This is a genomic window from Amycolatopsis sp. NPDC051372, from assembly GCF_040682095.1.
Lineage (GTDB): Bacteria > Actinomycetota > Actinomycetes > Mycobacteriales > Pseudonocardiaceae > Amycolatopsis.
Genome location: NZ_JBFBAF010000004.1, coordinates 137113 through 155656 on the forward strand (window position 1 = coordinate 137113; position 18544 = coordinate 155656).

Annotated in this window: 19 protein-coding genes; 11 read left to right on the plus strand and 8 right to left on the minus strand. The window is 70.9% G+C overall.

Annotated features, from left to right (window positions below):
- The first annotated feature begins 17 nt into the window (after nt 1-17).
- On the plus strand, nt 18-1307 hold the full coding sequence (locus AB0M56_RS08080) for a S53 family peptidase (protein ID WP_364172213.1): 1290 nt from the start codon (nt 18-20) through the stop codon (nt 1305-1307).
- 589 nt (nt 1308-1896) lie between these two features.
- Here the strand turns inward: AB0M56_RS08080 and AB0M56_RS08085 are convergent.
- Nucleotides 1897-2961 (minus strand): iron-containing alcohol dehydrogenase, encoded by a 1065-nt coding sequence (locus tag AB0M56_RS08085; protein ID WP_364172214.1) that lies wholly within the window; start codon nt 2959-2961, stop codon nt 1897-1899.
- Nucleotides 2945-3487 carry a VOC family protein gene (locus tag AB0M56_RS08090; RefSeq protein ID WP_364172216.1) on the minus strand — a complete coding sequence of 181 codons (543 nt, stop codon included), beginning with the start codon at nt 3485-3487 and terminating at the stop codon, nt 2945-2947. Before AB0M56_RS08090 ends, AB0M56_RS08085 begins: the two co-directional genes overlap by 17 nt.
- Nucleotides 3488-3644: 157 nt before the next feature.
- Between AB0M56_RS08090 and AB0M56_RS08095 the strand changes: the two genes are divergently transcribed.
- Complete coding sequence (locus tag AB0M56_RS08095; RefSeq protein WP_364172218.1) at nt 3645-4112, plus strand: MarR family transcriptional regulator; 468 nt, start codon at nt 3645-3647, stop codon at nt 4110-4112.
- Between the two features lie 69 nt (nt 4113-4181).
- The gene (locus AB0M56_RS08100; RefSeq protein WP_364172220.1) at nt 4182-4829 is read left to right on the plus strand and encodes a Pr6Pr family membrane protein; all 648 of its coding nucleotides are present in this window, start codon (nt 4182-4184) and stop codon (nt 4827-4829) included.
- On the opposite strand, the gene AB0M56_RS08105 is transcribed toward AB0M56_RS08100, so the two are convergent.
- On the minus strand, nt 4789-6009 hold the full coding sequence (locus tag AB0M56_RS08105; RefSeq protein WP_364172222.1) for an NADH:flavin oxidoreductase/NADH oxidase family protein: 1221 nt from the start codon (nt 6007-6009) through the stop codon (nt 4789-4791). The two genes, AB0M56_RS08100 and AB0M56_RS08105, sit on opposite strands and share 41 nt — an antisense overlap.
- 107 nt (nt 6010-6116) lie before the next feature.
- Here AB0M56_RS08105 and AB0M56_RS08110 point away from each other — a divergent pair, with 107 nt between their 5' ends.
- On the plus strand, nt 6117-6740 hold the full coding sequence (locus AB0M56_RS08110) for an MBL fold metallo-hydrolase (RefSeq protein WP_364172223.1): 624 nt from the start codon (nt 6117-6119) through the stop codon (nt 6738-6740).
- A 196-nt stretch (nt 6741-6936) separates the two neighbouring features.
- Here the strand turns inward: AB0M56_RS08110 and AB0M56_RS08115 are convergent, their stop codons facing one another.
- Nucleotides 6937-7704 (minus strand): helix-turn-helix transcriptional regulator, encoded by a 768-nt coding sequence (locus tag AB0M56_RS08115; protein WP_364172225.1) that lies wholly within the window; start codon nt 7702-7704, stop codon nt 6937-6939.
- Nucleotides 7705-7775: 71 nt separating this feature from the next.
- On the opposite strand from AB0M56_RS08115, the gene AB0M56_RS08120 reads away from it, so the two are divergent.
- The gene (locus AB0M56_RS08120) at nt 7776-8504 is read left to right on the plus strand and encodes an SDR family NAD(P)-dependent oxidoreductase (protein ID WP_364172227.1); all 729 of its coding nucleotides are present in this window, start codon (nt 7776-7778) and stop codon (nt 8502-8504) included.
- Between the two features lie 114 nt (nt 8505-8618).
- Nucleotides 8619-9005, plus strand: coding sequence for a helix-turn-helix domain-containing protein (locus AB0M56_RS08125; protein ID WP_364172229.1), 387 nt, complete (start codon nt 8619-8621; stop codon nt 9003-9005).
- Nucleotides 9006-9031: 26 nt separating this feature from the next.
- Here the strand turns inward: AB0M56_RS08125 and AB0M56_RS08130 are convergent, their stop codons facing one another.
- Nucleotides 9032-9817, minus strand: a complete 786-nt coding sequence (locus AB0M56_RS08130; protein ID WP_364172231.1) for a sulfite exporter TauE/SafE family protein — start codon at nt 9815-9817, stop codon at nt 9032-9034.
- Nucleotides 9818-10009: 192 nt separating this feature from the next.
- Here AB0M56_RS08130 and AB0M56_RS08135 point away from each other — a divergent pair, with 192 nt between their 5' ends.
- The 3 genes from AB0M56_RS08135 to AB0M56_RS08145 are packed head-to-tail and all read left to right on the plus strand — an operon-like array spanning nt 10010 to nt 12913.
- Nucleotides 10010-11020 carry an extracellular solute-binding protein gene (locus AB0M56_RS08135; RefSeq protein ID WP_364172232.1) on the plus strand — a complete coding sequence of 337 codons (1011 nt, stop codon included), beginning with the start codon at nt 10010-10012 and terminating at the stop codon, nt 11018-11020.
- Nucleotides 11021-11854: an ABC transporter permease gene (locus AB0M56_RS08140; RefSeq protein ID WP_364172234.1), complete on the plus strand. Its 834-nt coding sequence runs from the start codon at nt 11021-11023 to the stop codon at nt 11852-11854.
- Nucleotides 11855-11857: 3 nt separating this feature from the next.
- Nucleotides 11858-12913 (plus strand): ABC transporter ATP-binding protein, encoded by a 1056-nt coding sequence (locus tag AB0M56_RS08145; RefSeq protein WP_364172236.1) that lies wholly within the window; start codon nt 11858-11860, stop codon nt 12911-12913.
- A gap of 299 nt (nt 12914-13212) precedes the next feature.
- On the opposite strand, the gene AB0M56_RS08150 is transcribed toward AB0M56_RS08145, so the two are convergent.
- Entirely contained in the window at nt 13213-13680 is a 468-nt protein-coding gene (locus AB0M56_RS08150; RefSeq protein WP_364172238.1) for a DUF309 domain-containing protein, read from the minus strand.
- A gap of 67 nt (nt 13681-13747) precedes the next feature.
- Between AB0M56_RS08150 and AB0M56_RS08155 the strand changes: the two genes are divergently transcribed.
- Nucleotides 13748-15187, plus strand: a complete 1440-nt coding sequence (locus AB0M56_RS08155) for a GuaB1 family IMP dehydrogenase-related protein (protein WP_364172240.1) — start codon at nt 13748-13750, stop codon at nt 15185-15187.
- 157 nt (nt 15188-15344) lie between these two features.
- Here AB0M56_RS08155 and AB0M56_RS08160 read toward each other — a convergent pair whose 3' ends face one another.
- Complete coding sequence (locus AB0M56_RS08160; protein ID WP_364172610.1) at nt 15345-16631, minus strand: PhoH family protein; 1287 nt, start codon at nt 16629-16631, stop codon at nt 15345-15347.
- Nucleotides 16632-17366: 735 nt separating this feature from the next.
- Between AB0M56_RS08160 and AB0M56_RS08165 the strand changes: the two genes are divergently transcribed.
- Nucleotides 17367-17612: a hypothetical protein gene (locus tag AB0M56_RS08165; RefSeq protein ID WP_364172242.1), complete on the plus strand. Its 246-nt coding sequence runs from the start codon at nt 17367-17369 to the stop codon at nt 17610-17612.
- A gap of 90 nt (nt 17613-17702) precedes the next feature.
- On the opposite strand, the gene AB0M56_RS08170 is transcribed toward AB0M56_RS08165, so the two are convergent.
- A complete protein-coding gene (locus AB0M56_RS08170; protein ID WP_220244116.1) occupies nt 17703-18479 on the minus strand; it encodes an isoprenyl transferase in 777 nt (258 codons plus the stop codon).
- Nucleotides 18480-18544: the final 65 nt, after the last annotated feature.

Genomic DNA, 18544 nt, shown 5'->3' on the forward strand with positions numbered 1-18544 from the left:
ACCACTGGGGAGACGACATGACTTTTCGGGTTCGGTCCGCCGTCCGGCCGATGACCCTGCTCGCGGGTGTTGCGCTGGCCGTCACGGCCGTGGCGGCTCCGGCCGGCGCGGCCACGAACGCGCCGGCTCCCGCGCTGCACCATTTCTCGGCGGCGGCGAAGTCGTTCATCGGCGCCCGCACGGTGGCCGACCGCGTCGCGAAGCTCGACGCCGCGATGTCCGCGCTGCCCAGGGAAAGCGTCGCGTACAACGCCACGAAGCTGTGGAATCAGGGCATCACAGGCGCGGGCGCCACCGTCACCACGCTGGTGTCGTTCGGCGACGACCAGGTGAAGCAGGTGCTCGACGAGTACTCCCAGCGCCACGGGTTGCCGCCGGCCAACGTCGAGGTCCTCCAGCCGTCGGGCTCGGTCCCGGCGTGCACCGACCCGGGCGTCGACACGGCGACCTGCGAGTCCTGGGGCGGCGAGACCGACCTCGACGTCACGATGATGCACGCGATGGCGCCCAACGCGAAGATCATCGTCGCCGCGACGCCGGTTGCCGAGACGCAGGGCTTCACCGGGCTGCCCGAGATGATGAACGCCGTCGACTACCTCACGAAGCACAAGCTCACCGACGTGATCTCGATGAGCTTCGGCACCACGGAGGAGAACTTCCCGTCGTTCCAGTCCATCAAGACGCTCGACCCGGCGCTGGAACGTGCGAGCAAGGCGGGCATCACGATGGTCGCGTCCTCGGGTGACGACGGCCCGACCGGCGGCTTCCTGCAGGGCCCGGGCAACTACCCGTACCGCGTCGCGAGCTGGCCGGCCAGCGACCCGCGCGTGACCACCCTCGGCGGCACGCAGCTGCACCTCGACTCCACCGGCACCCGCACGAAGCCGGACGACCTGGTGAACGTGGCCGACAACGGCTTCGGCGAAGGCGCGGGCCTGTCGAAGGCCTACGCGCGCCCGTCGTGGCAGGACAGCGTCAAGAAGATCACCGGCAGCAAGATGCGCTCGTTCCCGGACATCAGCATGGAAGGCGTGCAGGGCACTTCGCAGTCGGCACCGCTGTTCGCCGGCGTGCTCGCCCTGGCGGTCCAGGCCAACCACGGCAAGCTCGGCCAGATCAACCCCGCCCTCTACGAAAAGCTCGGCCCGAAGGGCGCCAAAGCCGGCATCGTCGACGTCACCACCGGCGACAACAGCCAGGACGGCGTCGAGGGCTTCACCGCGGCCCCGGGCTTCGACATCGCCAGCGGCTGGGGCACGGTCGACGCGTCGGTCTTCGTCCCCGCCTTGGTGAAGGCGCTTCGCTGACGCGGCTGGTGAACAACTACTGCGCAGGGCGCGACCTACGGGCCGCGCCCTTCGTCGTGCTTGTCGCCCCGGCAAATCAACAGCCCGCTACGCGACGCTGAAGCACCTCCACCACAGCCCGGCCCCCGGCTACGGCCGCCAACGCGCCGAGCACGACCGCTGCCGAACCACTCACCGAACGACGCAGCCCGCGCTGCGCCACCGAGACAAGCCGGCACGTCGCGACCGGCCGCTCAAGCACCTCAGACGCAGCCCGCCCGCGGCTACAGCCACTCGCCCAACAACAACCGCCACCAAACCAACCACCGAACGCCGCAGCCCAAGCTGCGCCACCGAGACAAGCCAGCACGTCGCAACCAACTGCTCAAGCACCTCAGACGCAGCCCCGCCCTCCGCTACAGCCACTCGCCAAACAATGGCCGCCGCTCACAGCGAGGCCGAGGGCGCCGGCACCTCGCGTCTTGTCGGCCTTCACATCACGAGCGGCCGGGGCCGCCGGCTCCTCCGTCTTCGTGCCGGCGGCCCCGGCGGCGGCTATTCGCTGAACCACTCAACGAACGGCGCGGCCCGCGCTTGCCGCCGAGGCAAGTCAACAGCCCGCAACCAGCCGCTCGAAAACCTCCGCCTCCGGTCGATCCGCCGCCGCCACCACGGACAACTCCGCCAGCAACACCCGAAGCTCCGCTACGCCAAGGCCAACCGCGCCCGCAATCCGCCCTGGGTCGACCTCCGCGGTCAGCCCCATCGTCACCGCGAACTCGGCCACCGCCTGCTCGGCCGGCACTCCGGGTCGCAGCTCCGCCAGCGCCGCGCGCGCCCCGGCGGCGGCCTCGCCGTGCGCCCGCAGCACGAGCGGAAGAAACAGCGCGTGCGAACGGCCGTACCCGAGCCCACGCCGCGTGGACACCAGGTCGCACACCTGGTGCACCACACCGGGCCGGCCCAGTTCGTGCAGTGCGTGGCCCGCCAGGGCGGCGCCGGCCAACGCGTCTTGGCACGTCGCGAGATCCCCGGCCGCGAGCGGGGCGAGGCTGCTCCACAGCAGAAGCAGGCCTTCGCGAGCCGACGCCAGCGCTTCCTCGCTCGCTGGATGGCACAGCACCTCCAGGCAGTGCGCGACGGCGGTGATGCCGCTGCTCGCCACCACCTCGCGGGGCAGCCCCCCGACGAGGTCGGGGTCGTAGAGCACCGCGCGGGGCAGTGCGCGGCCGGACGTGCCCGTTTCCTTGCCGCGGTCGGTGGTGACGAAGTAGCGCGATGTGCGTTCCGCGCCGGAGAAGGTGGTCGGGACCGCGATCAGCGGCAGCCGCAGCGCGAGCGAAACGATCTTGCCCAGCCCGATCGCCGAGCCGCCGCCGATGGCCAGGACCGCGTCGGCGTGCGTTTCCTGAGCCGAGCCGACGGCGAGGTTGGCCTGGTGGGCCGGCACGTGCGCGGGCACGTCCGACCACCGGCCGAGGTAGCGCCCGCCGAGCAGACCCGGCAGCCGGGCGACGACCGGGTCCGCCGACCGGGAAGCCACCGCCAGCACGCGGTGGCAACCCAGGGCGTTGGCGACCTCCGGGAGTTCTCCCAGGGATCCGCTGCCCCACACCAGGTTCTGCTCGGGCGCGGCGTCCTGGGACCGGCGGACGGGTTCAGCGGTCCGCGCCACCGTGGCCATCCGGCGTGTACTGCAGCAGGTGGTGTCCGTAAACGTCCGAGCCGATCGCGGCCAGCGCAGCCGGCACCGGCTCGGGGTCCTGCAGGAAGGGCTGCGCGACGTCGCACGGGTGCTGCCACGTGGCGAACTCCAGGGCGATCTTGTTCACCGGGTCCTCGAAGTAGATCGAGTGGCAGAACCCGTGGTCGAGTTCGCTGTTGACCTTGATCCCGTTCTCCTCCAGCACCGATTTCGCGTGCTGCAGTTCACCCTCGGAAGGCACCGTGATCGCGAGGTGGTTTCCCGCTCCGAGCAACGAGTTGTCCGCGGCGATCTCGACGTCCTTGAACTCGAAGAACGCGATCGTGTCCTGCTCGCTGATGCGGAAGAAGTAATGCCTGCTGCCGGCAAGGTTCCCCGGCACCGCACCGGGGAACGGGTCCGGGTCCGGCAATTGCAGCGTCACGACAATGGGAAACCCCAGCACTCCATTGTAGAACTTCACGGTTTCTTCCATGTTGTTGGTCACGAAAGCCATGTGGTGACACCCGGTCGTCCGAATCCCCATGACGATTCCTCTCACTGTTCCCGGCGATGTGAGAATGACAGTACGCGCAATCTTGTTTCCACGTCAACAATATTTCCGCAAAGGACCCTGCCGGCCCAACGCGCGCACGCTCGGTTACGGTGAGGACGTGACCGCGACGCACGGGGAACGCCCGGTGCCCCACCTTTCGGAGGACGAGCTGCTCGCCTGGCGTGGACTGCTCGAACTGGAAGCACGCGTGCTCGGCGTACTCGACGCCGAGCTGCGCGCGGACCACGACCTGTCGGTCGCCGAGTTCGACACGCTCTACCAGCTGTGGCTCCAGCCCGGCGGCCGGTGCCGCATGAAGGACCTCGCGGAGAAACTGCTGGTCAGCCGCGGCGGGGTGACCAAGCTGATCACCCGGCTCCGCAGCCGCGGGCTCGTGGCCCGCGTGTCGCAGCCCGGTCAGCAAGCCGTCGACGCGCAGCTGACCGAGACCGGCGAGGCGCTGCTCGCCACGGCGATGGACACCCACTTCGACGGCGTCCGCCGGCTCGTGACCTCCCGGCTGTCCGCCGCGGAGCTGCACACCCTCCGCACGGTCACGCAACGCCTGCGCGAGCCTCCCGCCTGAGCACCCCGACGGGGTGACACCGGGCCGTTTCGGCTGGGTCCGAGCAGGCCGGAACCGTAATCTCACCGCATGCCACCGACGCGACTGACCCGGATCTGGTTCGGGGTGACGGCCCTCGTCGTGCTGATCGGCCTCGTCACGCAGGGCTTCGTGAGCGCCGGAACGCCGGGCCGCTACGCGTCGGCGGGCGCGCGCGTCGCCAACATGTTCGCGTACTTCACCATCGAGTCGAACGTGCTGGTGCTGCTGGCTTCCGTCGCGTTCGTGGCGGGCGCGCGGGCCGACGGGCTGGTACGCGTGCTGTGGCTCGACGCGCTGGTCGGCATCGCGGTGACCGGCGTCGTCTACCACGTCGCGCTGTCGGGGCTGCTCGATCTGAGCGGCGCGGCCCTGTTTGCCGACGTCATGCTGCACACCGTGGCGCCGATCATCGCCGTGCTCGGGTTCCTGGTCGCTTCGCCGCGCATCCTGCGATGGCGCACGGTCGCCTGGTCAGCGTGCTGGCCCCTGGCGTGGCTCGCGTTCACGCTGATCCGTGGCGCGCAGGGCGGCTTCTACCCGTACCCGTTCGTCAACGCCGCCGAGCTCGGTTACGGCCGTGTGGCCGTGAACTGCGTGCTCATCGCCGTGCTGTTCGTCGCGCTGGCGAGCGTCGCGAAGGTCCTCGACGGCTGGCTCACGCACGCACCCGCCGAAACGCGTTCAGCGGATCGTTGATCCCTGTGTGCACCAGCGCGCGCCACGCGCCGCGGCTGCGATCCGCCGGTTTGCCCGCGGCCAAGCGGTGCAGCTGCTGCGTATGCCACTGGACTTCGAGCAGGCTGTCGGCCAGGCGGATCCCGATGTGCGGGCACAGCCGTTCCGCGCGCACGTCGTCGCCGGCGAGCAACCGCGCCGGCAGATCCGGGTCGACGGTCAGCGGCCGGCCCAGCCCGATCACGTCCGAGGCCCCTGACCGCAACGCTTCGGCCATCCCGGCGGCCGTGGTAAAGCCGCCGGTGACCATCAGCGCGACGTCGCTGACCTGCCGCGCTTTCGCCGCGTAGTCGAGGAAGTACGCCTCGCGCCGCATGGTGCTCTCGCGTCCGGAGCCCATCATCACGGCTTTTTCGTAGGTACCGCCCGAAATCTCGAGCAGGTCGATGCCCGCGTCGCTCAGCGCGCGGACCACACGCAGCGACTCGTCCTCGTCGAAGCCACCGCGCTGGAAGTCGGCACTGTTGAGCTTCACCGACACGGGCACGCCGTCGCCGACCGCCGCGCGCACGCGGCGCACGAGATCCAGCAGGAAACGGCTGCGGTCGCGGCCCCACTCGTCGTCGCGAAGGTTCGTGAGCGGCGAGAGGAACTGCGAGATCAGGTAACCGTGGGCGCCGTGCAGCTGCACGCCGGTGAACCCGGCGTCGACGAACGTTCGCGCTGCCAACGCGAAGCGGTCCACGATCGACTCGATCTCGTCGCCGGTCAGCGCCCGCGGTGCCGCGAACGCGGTCCGGACGCCGCGGTCGCCGAACGGCACCGCAGACGGCGCAACCGGTTGGCGTGAAAGGAATCGCGGGCTCTGCCGGCCGGGGTGGTTGAGCTGCACCCACAGCTGCGCGTCGGTGCCGGCCACGCTGCGCGCCCACTGCTCGTACGCGGCGGGATCGGGGACGGCGGGCAGGGCGACGTTGCGGGGTTCGCCGAGGGCTGCGGGGTCGACCATCACGTTGCCGGTCACGAGCAGTCCCGCCCCGCCGTGCGCCCACGTGCGATACAGCTCGGCGAGTTCACGCGTCGGGGCGTTGCGGCGGTCGCCGAGCTGCTCACTCAGCGCCGACTTCCCCAGGCGGTGCGGCAGCACAGCGCCGCAGCGCAGCTTGAGGGGTTCGGCCAGCAGATCCCGAGCGGCGGTCATGGGCGCTCCCGTCTTCGCGGATAACTTACCGCTAGTAAGTCTACTCGGAAGTAGATACCGGCGGTATGTCTGCTGGACGGGCGCGTGGGCACTAGGGTCTGCAGACCATGACGGCGATAGTGCAGAACCTGGTCACGTCAGGCGTGTTCGAGCTCGACGGCGGCAGCTGGGACGTGGACAACAACGTGTGGATCGTCGGCGACGACTCGGAGGTGATCGTGATCGACGCGGCGCACGACGCCGACGCGATCGCCGACGTGGTCGGGGACCGCGCGCTGCGCGCCATCGTGTGCACCCATGCCCACAACGACCACGTCAACGCCGCGCCCGCCCTCGCCGAGCGCACCGGCGCGCCGATCCTGCTGCACCCGGCCGACCGCGTCGTCTGGAACCTGACGCACCCGGACCGCGCCCCGGACGGCGACCTTGCCGACGGTCAGACCATCACCGTCGCCGGCACCGACCTCAAGGTGATCCACACCCCGGGTCACGCCCCCGGCGCCGTCTGCCTGCACGCCCCGGACCTCTCCGTCCTGTTCACAGGCGACACCCTGTTCCACGGCGGCCCCGGCGCCACCGGACGGTCCTATTCGGACTACCCCACCATCGTCAAGTCCATTCGCGAACGCCTTTTCTCCCTCCCGGACGCCACTTCCGTCCGCACCGGCCACGGCGAGGGCACGACGATCGGCGAGGAGAAGTCGGCGTCGAAGGACTGGCCGGCAAGCTGAACCGCGCGCGCAACCCCGGCGCGCTGGGCACCTGGCGCCTCAACGACAGCTCGCCGACCACCGCACGGCAGGCCACCCGGAAGCCATGCCGACCGCGAGCGCGCCGGGCCGAACGGACCGCCCTGCTCGGCGTGGCAGTCGGCACCCCGCCTGGCCACTCGCAGCCCAGCGACAATTCACGGCCACCGGCCGAAAGCTAAGCCAGCCGGGCCAACGCGTGGGCAGAAGGGCTGCCCGGTTCGGCGTGGTAGATCAGCACATCCCACTCCCCGCCCGGCACCGTCAGCACCTGACGCCCCAACGACAACTCGCCCACCACCGGGTGGCGGAAAACCTTGCGCGGCGCGGCGTTCGTGCGCACGTCGTGGCGGGGCCACAGCCGAGCGAAGTCCGGGCTGGCGGCCAGCAGCTCGGCAACGAGGGTGTCCAGCGCCGGAACGCGCAACGCCGTCCGGGCGCGGAGCATCGCGGTCACGTTGAGGGCCATCGTGGCCCAATCCGGATGCAGCGAACGCACCAAGGGGTCGAGGAAAAACGCGCGGGCGAGATTCGTGCCCGGGCGGTACATCGGCGCCAGTGCGACGGCGAGCGGGCTGGCGGCGAGCACGTCCATCCGCCGCCCCCACGCGAGCGCCGGGGCGCCACCGAGCTCGACCAGCTCGCGCACGCCCGCGGGCAGCTCCCCGCCGGTGACCCGGGGTGGCGAAGCGAGCCGGTGCAGGTGGGCGGCGCCGTCGTCGCCCAGGCGGAGCGCGCGGGCCAGCGCGTCGAGCACCTGGGGCGACGGGTGCCGGTCGCGGCCCTGCTCGAGGCGCACGTAGTAGTCCACGCTCACGCCCGCCACCGCGGCCAGCTCCTCGCGCCGTAGGCCCGGCACGCGCCTCGAGCCGTCATCGGGCAGGCCGACGTCGGCGGGGCTGACCAGCGCCCGCCGGGCGCGCAGGAACTCGCCGATGGCGTTCATCTCCCCAGGTTAACCGCGGGTGGCCCTGTCGCGGCCTGGTGACCGTCGGCCCTTGCGACGACGCTGGGGCCATGATCACAGCCCTCGTGAGCGGCGCCAACAAGGGTCTGGGCCGCGAAATCGCCCGCGGTCTGGCCCGCCGGGGCGCCACCGTCCTGCTCGGCAGCCGCGACCTCGCCCTCGGCGAGAAGACCGCCGCCGAACTCCGCGCCGAAGGCCTGGCCGTGACACCGGTCCGGCTCGACGTGACGTCCACAGCGGACATCGACGACGTCGCCCGCCACCTCGAAACCCACCACGGCAAGCTCGACGTCCTCGTCAACAACGCCGGTGCCCGCTTCTCCGTCGAGCCCGCCGAGCTGACCGCGGACCACCTTCGCCGCGCGTACGAAACGAACCTCTTCAGCGTCGCCGCCGTCACGCACCGGATGCTGGGCCTCCTGCGAGCCGCGCAAGCTCCGCACGTGATCAACGTCGCCAGCACCTCCGCGTCGCTGGCCCTCACCACCGCCGAGGGCTCGCAGTTCGCGGCCGCGACGGACACCATCGCCTACTCGTCGTCGAAGACCGCGCTCGTCATGCTCACCATCCGCTACGCGACCACCTTCCGCGCCGACCCCGCGTACACGCACTTGCGCGTCAACGCCGTCACCCCCGGCTTCATCGCCTCCGATCTCAACGGCCACACCGGCCCCCGCACCGCCGAACAGGGCGCGCGCGTGGTCCTCGAGCTGGTCGCGCAGGGCGCCGGGGCGCCGACCGGGACGTTCCTCAACGAGGACGGCCCCGTGCCCTGGTGACCTCAGGACGTGTGCCGCCGGGCTCGTGAACGCACCCCGTTTCGGGCGGCGAGGTGGCTCTCTATCGCTTCGGAAATTCCGTGTCGTGGTCGTCCGCCCGTTTATGCTGCCGAGGTGTCGCAGTACCGGATCTCCGAGGCAGCGAGGCTGCTCGGCGTCAGCGATGACACCGTCCGGCGCCACATCGACGCCGGAACGCTCGCCGCGACCAAGGACAAGGTCAACCGGTCCGTGATCGACGGTGCGGAACTCGCCGAGTTCGCTCGCCTCCAGGGCGAGTCCGCGCCTGACCCGACCTCGGTGGGGAGCTCGGCGCGTAACCGCATGGTCGGGCTGGTCACGTCGATCGTCGCCGACCAGGTCGAGATCCAATGCGGCCGCGACCGCGTGGTCTCCCTGATGAGCACGGACGCGGTCAGGGAACTCGGCCTCGAACCCGGGTCGCCGGCCGTCGCGGTGATCAAAGCGACCACCGTTGTGGTCGAAACGCCGAACGCCTGATCAGCTGCGCACTCTCGCCCGTCGGATCAGGCGAGCGTGGCTTCGATGAGGTAGAGCGCGCCGATGCTCATGGCGAGGATGCCGAGCAGGAGGCGGAGCCCGGTTTCGGGTAACCGGGGCTGCAGGCGGGTGCCGAGGTAGCCGCCGAGCAACCCGCCGAGCCCGCAGGCGAGGCCGACGAGCCAGTCGGGTGCGATGTCGCCGGTCGAGGTCATCGCGAGCACGGCGAACGAGGCGGCGCCGACGAGCGAGGTGACGAAGGTCGATGCCAGTGCGGCCGGGGCGGCGGTGGTGACGGGGACTCCGCGGCTGACCAGGATCGGGCTGAGCAGCGAGCCGCCGCCGATGCCGTAGATCCCGCCCACGATGCCGACCACGAGCGCCAGAGCGACGGTCGCGCGCGGCGACGGTGGTGTGTCGGAGCGCTGCGGGCGAGGGTGCAGCGTGCGGACGCAGATCCACAGGCCGAGGGGCAGGAGGAAGGCCGCGGCCAGGAGGCGGAACACCTGCGGGCCAGGCACCGCGAACACGCGGATGACAGCTCCGATCACAACCCCGGGCACGGTGCCGGCGAGCAGCAGACGCGTCAGCCTGCCGCGAAGGTGCACGCTCCGGCGGTGCCGGACGAGGGCTCCGGGGCCGGCGACGACGTTGAACAGCAGGTTCGTCGGGGTGACGGCCGGGTTGGGGACGCCGAGGATGCTGACCTGCACGGGAAGGAGGAATACCGCACCGGACACGCCGGCGGGAGTGGTCACCGTCGAGATGATCAGGCCCGCGAGGAACGCGAGCACCTCCGTCGACCAGCTCACTGCTGCCCTTCCTGTCGTCGCGCGACCGCGACAGCTTGCGGCAGAGGCAGTCCACCAGGCGCCTGGTGGGATGGCCGCCGAGCGAGGCCGTCGCGAGTGTCCTGATTGTGGCGCGTGAGCTGTTCGGTGCTGTCGTCCATACCTCACGGTCGCTAGCCTTGCTTACTCTGCGACGAGGCAGGAGGTAGCACGGTGCGACGGGGCTTCGGGCTCAGAGTGCTGGCAATCGGTGCGGTGGCGGCGGTGGTGACCGCGTGTGGGTCGTCGCCGGCGGCGCCGGCGAGTGGGCCCGCTCCTCCGGTCACCGGCACGTTGATCGTGAACGGGGCGGGCACGTTGGCCAAGCCGTTCGCGGCGATGATCGCGGCGTTCAAGGCGCAGAACCCGGGCGTGACGGTGCAGTCGCGGTTCGCCGGGAGTGTCGAGGTGGTGCGGGGCATCACCGAGCTGCACAACCCGGTCGACGTGCTGGGCGTGGCGGACTACTCGCTGATCCCGTCGAAGATGTACGGCACGAACGGTGGCACGCAGTTCGCGAACTGGTACGTCGGGTTCGCCTCGAACCGCATCACCTTCGCCTACACCGACCAGAGCAAAGGCGCTGCCGGCCTGACCGCGGACAACTGGTACCAGGTGCTCGCGCAGCCGGGGGTGAAAGTCGGCCGGTCCAATCCGGACACCGACCCGTCCGGCTACCAGACGTTGCAGATGCTCGCGCTGGCGCAGGCCTACTACCACCAGCCGAACCTGTCGGCCGGGGTGCTGGCGAACTCTCCGCCGGAGACCATGGTCGGCACCGAGACGCAGCTGCTGCCCGCGGTGTCCTCGGGGCAGATCGACTACCTCGGGATCTACCGCTCCGACGCCTTGCAGCACCACCTGAAATTCCTGGACCTGCCCGCACAGATCGACCTTTCCGACCCCGCGCTGGCCGCGACGTACGCGACCGTCAGCGTGCCGACGTCGTCCGGGCCGCGGACGGGCAAGCCGATCGTGTACGCGCTGACCGTGCCGACCAACGCACCGAACTCCGCCGCGGGGCTGCGGTTCGTCGAGTTCGTGCTCTCCCCGGCAGGGCAGAAGATCATGAGTGACAACGGGTTCACCGTGGTCAACCCGGCGGTCGCGGGAACCGCGAACGGCGCGCAGCTGCCCGCGTCGGTGCAGCCGCAGACAGTTCCGGCCAAGCTGTCCGGGGGCTGAATGAGCGACAAGGCCGAACGCGTGGTGCCCCGGCGGGTGCACGGGCTGTTCCCGGCACTGCTGTGGGTCGCCGGCGGGCTGCTGCTCGGGTTCATCCTGCTGCCTGTGCTCGGCCTGGTCACCGCCACCTCGCCCGGCGGCCTCCGAGCCGCCGCGGCCAACGACGAGATCCGCGACGCCCTGTTGCTGAGCGTCCAGGACGCCGCGATCACCGCGGTGATCGCCACGGTGCTCGGTGTCCCGCTGGCCTACCTGCTCGCGACGCGGCGATTCCCCGGGCACGCACTCGTACAGGCGATCGTGGACCTGCCACTGGCCGTCCCGCACACCGTCGCCGGGATCTCCCTGCTGTTCGTGTTCGGCCGCACGGGCTGGCTCGGCGCCCCGCTGCAGGCCACCGGCTTGTCCTTCTACGGCACGCAGGCCGGGATCATCGTGGCGATGCTGTTCGTCAGCGCGCCATTCGCCGTGAACAGCGCACGCGTTGCGTTCGAAGCACTGGACCCGAACGTGGAACGCGCCGCGCGGAGTCTGGGCGCCTCGGCCGGGCAGACGTTCCGGCGAGTCAGCCTCCCGCTGGCCTGGCGTGGAGTCCTGACCGGCGCGGTGCTCGTGTACGCCCGCTCGATCAGCGAGTTCGGCGCCGTCGTCATCCTCGCCTACTACCCGGCCACCGCCCCCGTGACGATCTACAACCTGTTCCTCTCCTCGGGCCTCGCCGAATCCGCGTCGGCCGCGGTACTGCTCCTGCTCGTCGCCCTGGCCACGTTCCTCGTGCTGCGCACTCTCGCCTCGGGCTGGCTCGTCGCGGGGAACACCCGCGCGCGGCGGTGACTCGTGCTCATCGTGTCCGACCTGCGCACCGAGGCGGGATCATTCCGGCTCGGCCCCGTGGACCTCACCGTGTCCCCGGGCCGCGTCCTGGTCGTGCTCGGCCCCTCCGGCGCGGGCAAGAGCATGCTGCTCGACACCATCGCCGGATTCCGCGCCCCCGGACGCGGCCGCGTGCTCCTTGACGGTCAGGACATCACCGGCCGGCCCGCCGACCAGCGCCGGATCGGCGTGGTGTTCCAAGACGCGGCCCTGTTCCCGCACCTGTCAGTTCGCGGCAACGTCGGCTTCGCACCCGCCTTGCGTGGCCGCCGGCGCAGCCCGGAAGTCGACGAGCTGCTCGACCGGTTCGGCATCACGCACCTCTCCCACCGAGCGCCACGCTCGCTCAGCGGCGGCGAGCGGCAACGAGTCGCACTGGCCCGCGCCCTCGCCGCCCGACCGGCCGCCCTGCTCCTGGACGAACCCCTCTCGGCACTCGACCAACCCGTCCGCGAAGAGCTGCGCGAAGTGCTCCGGGCGACACTGCGGGACCTGGCCGTGCCCGCCATCCACGTCACCCACGACCGCGACGAAGCACTCCGCCTCGCCGACGACCTGGCCATCCTCGACGCCGGCACCCTCCGCCAGACCGGCCCCACCGACGAGCTCACCCGCCACCCCACCGACACGGTCACCGCCCGCCTGCTCGGCTGGGCGGAACTCGGCCCCGCGGCCCGCGGCCCCGAAGGCCTGCGCGTCGGCAACCTGCCGATCGATCCGGCGGTCCGCGGCGACGCCGCGACTCCGGGAACGGTGTTCTATCGACCGGAAGAAGTCCTCATCGGTGGTCCGGACCGGATCTCGTCCCCCGCGCTGCGGGTGTGGACCCAGGTCGTCGAGGTCGTCCGCACGCTCCCGCTCGCCCGGGTTCTGCTCGCCACCACACCACCCCTGACCGCGCTCGTGTTGCACCGGGACCTCGACGGGCTGGACGGGTTCGACGGCGAGGTGGAGGTGACCGTGCCCCAGCACGCGCTGCGCGTCATCGAGCCCGGAACACCGCTCCTCCTGCCGAGGTGAGCCCGGTTCGATTCTCGCTCGGCAGGATCACTGCTCCGCTGCGGCACCGGCCGATGTCCCCCACGTACGCAAGCACGCCGAGGCCTCGGCCCCGATGTAGTCGCCCTCATCCCGAGCAGGCCGGAACAACCCCGCGCAACGGTCGGCGCGGTCCTGCAGCAACCGCGCGCGTCGGCCGCGCGCAGCTTCACCGGCTCCACGAAAGCCCCCAGCGTCACGCCCGCCGTCGACGGCGGCGATGATCGCGGCACCCACAGCGGTCAGCACGGCAGCGGTGTGCCGGCCGGCACCGACAGGGATCAGCCGATCAGCCGCGGTGCCACCGGTTCGGCCCGCGCGCGCGTCTTCGCCTCGCCGGCCAGCCCGCGAGCCCACGCCTGCAAGCCGGGGACGTCGATCCCATGCGGCGGAGCGGCCGCGAACGGCTCGAGGTTCGCCGCACCGCGCTCCAGCAACGCGACGGCGCCCGTGCCGTTGCCGCGCAGGGCGTGGGTCATGCCGACGGCCAGCTGCGCCAGGCCGCGCCAGAGCTCGCGTTCGGGGCTGTCCGTCGCCTTCCACGCGTCCTCGAAGACCTCGTGGGCGTGGAACGGACGGCCCTCGTCGAGGAGCAGCTGAGCTTCGGCGAGCGTCTCGCCCGGGGTACGGACCACGCCTTCCGGCTGGCGGGCGACGCCGTCGGCGCCGTACGGCAGGGGCCGGCCGAGGCCGTCGCGCGGGCGGGCGTTGCGCGCTCGGCCCGATTCGTCGCGGTCACGGCCGTTCATAACGGCATTGTTCCACGGGTCACGCCGGGTTCGCGTCTGCGGCGTCAGGCACGTAGTCTGGGGACTCGTGCGCTTTCTCGACGGGCACGTGCCCGCTCACGACCTGACCTACGACGACGTGTTCCTGCTGCCGAACCGTTCGGACGTGGAGTCCCGCTTCGACGTCGACCTGTCCACTGTGGACGGCACCGGTGCGACGATCCCCGTGGTGGTGGCCAACATGACGGCCGTCGCCGGACGGCGGATGGCCGAGACGGTGGCCCGCCGCGGCGGCTTGGTGGTGCTGCCGCAGGACGTGGACACGGAGGCGGTCGCCGAGATCGTGACGTGGGTGAAGAGCCGCCACACCGTGTGGGACACCCCGCTCGTGCTCACCGGCGGTGACGCCGTGGCCGACGCCCTCAACCTGGTCCACAAGCGCGCCCACGGCGCCGTCGTGATCGTGGACGGCGAAGGCCGCCCCGTCGGCGTTGTCGACGAAGCCGCGTGCGCCGGTGTCGACCGCTTCGCGCGCCTGGCCGAGATCGCGGAGCCCGCGACCGTCGCCGTGCCGCTGGACACGCCGCCGCGCGAGGTCTTCGACCTGCTCCACACCCACGGCGGGCGCCTCGCGCTCGGCCTCGACGCCGAAGGCCGCCTCGCCGGCGTGCTGACCAGCGTCGGCGCACTGCGCGCGGGCGTCTACACCCCCGCCACCGACGCCGGCGGCCACCTGCGCGTGGCCGCCGCGATCGGCGTGAACGGCGACGTGGCCGCGAAGGCCGAGGCCGTGCTGGCCGCGGGCGTCGACACGCTGGTCGTCGACACGGCCCACGGGCACCAGGAGAAGATGATCGCCGCGCTGAAGGCCGTCCGCACGATCTCGCCGAGCGTGCCGGTGGTGGCGGGCAACGTCGTCACCGCCGAGGGCACCCGCGACCTCATCCACGCGGGCGCGGACGTCGTGAAGGTCGGCGTCGGCCCGGGCGCGATGTGCACCACGCGCATGATGACCGGCGTCGGCCGGCCGCAGTTCTCCGCCGTCGCCGAGTGCGCCGCCGCCGCGCGCGAGCTGGGCAAGCACGTCTGGGCCGACGGCGGCGTCCGCCACCCGCGCGACGTCGCCCTGGCCCTCGCCGCGGGCGCCTCGGCCGCCATGGTGGGCTCCTGGTTCGCCGGCACCCACGAATCCCCGGGCGACCTGCGCTACGACGAGCAGGGCCGCCCGTACAAGGAGTCCTTCGGCATGGCGTCCAAGCGCGCCGTCGGCGCCCGCACCCGCACGGACAACGTCTTCGAGCGCGCCCGCAAGGCGCTGTTCGAAGAGGGCATCTCCACGTCGCGCATGGCCCTGGACCCCAACCGCCCCGGCGTGGAGGACCTGCTCGACTCCATCTGCTCGGGCGTCCGCTCCTCCTGCACCTACGCCGGCGCGCGCACGATGGAGGAATTCCACGAGCGCGCGTTGCTCGGGGTGCAGTCGGCTGCGGGGTTCGCGGAGGGGCGGCCGCTTCCTTCAGGCTGGTGAGACCGAGGGTCACCGCCACCCCGGCCGGGGTGCTCGGCCACGCAACTTCCGAAATCAGCGCCACGGGAAGCCCGTTCTCAGGGCAATCGCCAGCGATGGGCCGACACCGCCCGGAGCCTGCCCGCCCCAGATCGGGACGGGCAGGCTCGCGAGCAGATCAGCCGTGATCCTCCAGCATCTCCGTGACCAGCGCCGCAATCGGCGACCGCTCCGAGCGCGTCAGCGTGACGTGCGCGAACAACGGATGCCCCTTCAGCTTCTCGATCACCGCCGAGACGCCGTCGTGGCGGCCGACGCGGAGGTTGTCGCGCTGGGCGACGTCGTGGGTGAGGACCACGCGTGACGCGGTGCCGAGGCGGGAGAGCACCGTGAGGAGCACGTTGCGTTCCAGTGACTGTGCCTCGTCGACGATCACGAAGGAGTCGTGCAGCGAGCGTCCGCGGATGTGGGTCAGCGGGAGCACCTCGAGCATGCCGCGGTCGAAGACCTCGTCGAGCACGTCCTGGCTGACCAGCGCGCCGAGGGTGTCGAACACGGCCTGCGCCCAGGGCTGCATCTTCTCGCTCTCGGACCCGGGCAGGTAGCCGAGGTCCTGGCCGCCGACGGCGTAAACGGGGCGAAACACCACGACCTTGCGGTGCTGGCGGCGTTCCATCACCGACTCGAGGCCGGCGCACAGCGCGAGCGCCGACTTGCCGGTGCCCGCGCGTCCGCCGAGCGAGACGATGCCGACGTCCGAGTCGAGCAGCAGGTCGAGTGCCACGCGCTGCTCGGCGGAGCGGCCGTGCAGGCCGAACGCCTCGCGGTCGCCGCGCACCAGCCGCACACGCTTGTCCGCCGTGACGCGGCCCAGGGCGCTGGAGCTGCCCGCGAGCAGCCGCAGGCCGGTGTGGCACGGGAGCTCACCCACCTCGGGCACGCCGTACTCGACCGGGTCGACGGTGCCGCCCGAGAAGAGGCTGTCGATCAGTTCCTGAGGGGCGTCCACGTCGGCCATGCCCGTCCAGCCCGACGGCGTGACCTCGCCCGCGCGGTACTCGTCGGCGGCCAGACCCACGGCCCCCGCCTTGACCCGCAGCGGGATGTCCTTCGTCACCAGCGTGACCGACGGCCGTTCCACCGCGAGGTTGAGCGCGCACGCGAGGATGCGGTGGTCGTTGGAGTCGGTCCGGAAGCCCACGGGCAGCACCGACGGATCGGTGTGGTTGAGCTCCACCTGCAGGGTGCCGCCCTCTTCGCCGATCGGGATCGGCGCGTCGAGTCGGCCGTGCTTGAGCCGCAAGTCGTCGAGCAACCTGAGCGACTCGCGGGCGAACCAGCCGAGCTCGGGGTGGTGGCGCTTCGCCTCCAGTTCACTGATGACGACCAGGGGCAGCACGACCGCGTGTTCGGCGAACCGCGTCACCGCCCACGGGTCGGAGAGCAGCACAGACGTGTCGAGCACGTAAGTGGACTGCCCGGATTCGGGCGAGATCGAGGCTTTCTCCGGGCCAGAGGCACCGGTCGAAGAACGGCCAGAGGCCTTGCGGGGTGAACGCTGCGCAGTCACGACGGCATCTCCCTCGAGGGCGTGTTGCACCCCACGCCCGCACTCGCTGGGCCGGGCACCTCCCTGGCTGGGTCCGCACTCCCTGACGTTGGCTACGTCAGCGCGCGCGGCCACGAGGGCCGGGTGCCGGCCCCCTCGTGCATCGTGTGGGCGGCTGTGCCGCCCCCTCGATCAACGCCACGACCAGGGCCTCCCGTGAGGACCCGCACGGAACGCGTGCCCTCACTTCCGGAAGGTACCGACGGATCGCGGTTCGTGCAGGCAGCCACACAGGTGATTCGCTCATTCGTCATCTCACCGTAGGTCGTCCGACATCGACGCCCCGTCACTGTCACGCTACGTCACCAAGTTGGCAATCGAGTGATCACGCGGTCGCGTGATCATGGAAAAAAGATCACCGAACGCGTTCGAAAGATCAGCGCAAAGGCTTGTACCACGGGGTGGACGAGAATGCATTTCGCGTCCTGAAGACAGGACCGGACCGGGTGAACCACGCGATTTCGGCCTCACACAATGGGCGTACCCGGCATTCATTTCGGCCTCGGAGCGGGTAATTTTCTCACTGCGGGACACACCACCGGAAACTTCGGTGCCCCGGATCCCAGATATCTCTACCTAGGAGTGTGCGAAGTGCTGAAGAAGGCTGGAATCGTCGCCGGTGCCGCCGCAGGCCTGCTGATGATCGGCGGCACGGCGTTCGCCTCGCCGGCAGACCACAGCTACACCCCGGACCCGACGTTCGGCGACGCCTACGCGACCTTCATCGAGGGTGGCGGGGCCCTGGGCTTCGGCGCGGCCTCGCTGGTCGCCGGTGCCTACACGGGCATCGCCACCACCCCGGCGCTGGTCCTCCACTCGCTGGAGCACCACGGCTGATAGCCGATCTCGGCTATGGAAAGGCCCCGGAGTCTCGACTCCGGGGCCTTTCTGCTGCGTTCATGTCCAGTCCAGTGCGGCTCGGGTGGCTCAGGTACCGAACCGGCGGTGGCGCCACGCGTAATCGCGAAGCGCGCGAAGGAAGTCCACCCGCCGGAACGCGGGCCAGTAAGCCTCTGTGAACCAGAATTCCGAATGCGCCGACTGCCAAAGCAGGAATCCGGAAAGCCGCTGCTCTCCTGACGTTCGGATAATAAGGTCGGGATCCGGCTGGCCGGACGTGTAGAGGTGTTCCGAGATGTGGTCCACGTCGAGGATTTTCGCCAGCTCGCGGATCGACGTGCCCTCGTCGGCGTGCTGCAGCAGCAGCTTGCGCACGGCGTCGGCGATCTCCTGCCGCCCGCCGTAGCCGACCGCGATGTTCACCTCCATGCCCGTCCGGTCCTCCGTGCGGGCCGCGGCGGCGGTGAGCTTCTTCGCGACGTCCAGTGGCAACAGGTCCAGCGCCCCCATGATCCGCAGCCGCCACGGCACGGCGGGACCCGCGAGCTCGTCGGTGACGTCGGTGATGATCTTGAGCAGCGGCTCCAGCTCGTCGGGGTCGCGGTTGAGGTTGTCGGTCGAGAGCAGCCACATGGTGACGACCTCGACGTCGGCCTCGCGGCACCAGCTGAGGAAATCAGCGATCTTCTTGGCACCCGCACGGTGCCCGTCGGCCACGTCGGCGAACCCGGCTTCCCGCGCCCACCTGCGATTTCCGTCGAGCATGATCGCGATGTGCCGCGGATGGCGGCCCCGCGCCTGCTGGATCAGGCGGCGGCCGTAGACGCTGTAGACGACGTCGGACAGGAAGGACCGGAGGCTCACGTCGGCTGAGCGTACGCACCCCCGCGCCACACGTGTGACGCGCCACGGGGGGTGGCGAAAAACCT

What these genes read in the sequence shown, in the direction of transcription:
- AB0M56_RS08115 (WP_364172225.1), bottom strand. Translation starts at nt 7,704, where the DNA reads ATGAACGCCATCGGCGAGTTCCTGCGCGCCCGGCGGGCGCTGGTCAGC.
- AB0M56_RS08090 (WP_364172216.1), bottom strand. Translation starts at nt 3,487, where the DNA reads ATGGCTTTCGTGACCAACAACATGGAAGAAACCGTGAAGTTCTACAAT.
- AB0M56_RS08150 (WP_364172238.1), bottom strand. Translation starts at nt 13,680, where the DNA reads ATGAACGGCCGTGACCGCGACGAATCGGGCCGAGCGCGCAACGCCCGC.
- AB0M56_RS08100 (WP_364172220.1), top strand. Translation starts at nt 4,182, where the DNA reads ATGCCACCGACGCGACTGACCCGGATCTGGTTCGGGGTGACGGCCCTC.
- AB0M56_RS08120 (WP_364172227.1), top strand. Translation starts at nt 7,776, where the DNA reads ATGATCACAGCCCTCGTGAGCGGCGCCAACAAGGGTCTGGGCCGCGAA.
- AB0M56_RS08105 (WP_364172222.1), bottom strand. Translation starts at nt 6,009, where the DNA reads ATGACCGCCGCTCGGGATCTGCTGGCCGAACCCCTCAAGCTGCGCTGC.
- AB0M56_RS08080 (WP_364172213.1), top strand. Translation starts at nt 18, where the DNA reads ATGACTTTTCGGGTTCGGTCCGCCGTCCGGCCGATGACCCTGCTCGCG.
- AB0M56_RS08110 (WP_364172223.1), top strand. Translation starts at nt 6,117, where the DNA reads ATGACGGCGATAGTGCAGAACCTGGTCACGTCAGGCGTGTTCGAGCTC.
- AB0M56_RS08140 (WP_364172234.1), top strand. Translation starts at nt 11,021, where the DNA reads ATGAGCGACAAGGCCGAACGCGTGGTGCCCCGGCGGGTGCACGGGCTG.